The organism is Sphingomonas sp. CFBP 13728 (assembly GCF_014841895.1).
GTDB lineage: Bacteria > Pseudomonadota > Alphaproteobacteria > Sphingomonadales > Sphingomonadaceae > Sphingomonas.
The window spans coordinates 1-441 of record NZ_JACYUS010000020.1 but is presented as its reverse complement, the minus strand read 5'-3'; the positions used below and the strand labels follow the sequence as shown (position 1 = coordinate 441).

Here is a 441-nt window from a genome sequence, read left to right as displayed (position 1 = left end):
TTTGAACCTGTGACCTTCAGGTTATGAGCCTGACGAGCTACCGGGCTGCTCCACCCCGCGACGGCACGGCTAGCGTGCGTTGGGTGTGTATGAGACGTTTGTGAATGGGTTTTGATATGTGTGTGTATGCATGTTGCACGGGCTTCAATGCCTGGCGACGACCTACTCTTCCATCGCTTGAGCGATAGTACCATTGGCGCAGTCGGGTTTCACGGCCGAGTTCGGAATGGGATCGGGTGGGACACCGACGCTATAGCCACCAGGCAATGGAGCCGGTGCGACATGCGTACGCGTCATATCTGGGATACCCCACCGCAGCTTTCGCATTGGTGGGGTTTTAAAATCGATACCGTGCAAGGTTAGTGGTATTTGTAACCAATCCCTCGACGGCGAGGGGATTGGCAATCTGGCGTCGTCTTAATCATCCGCACGCATCGTTGG

The 441-nt window shown here is 55.6% G+C and carries 1 rRNA gene; it reads right to left on the bottom strand.

The annotated features are described in order from the left end of the window. Nucleotides 1–149 precede the first annotated feature (149 nt). A 5S ribosomal RNA gene (rrf, locus tag IFT67_RS20390) occupies nucleotides 150–264 on the bottom strand. Nucleotides 265–441 lie beyond the last annotated feature (177 nt).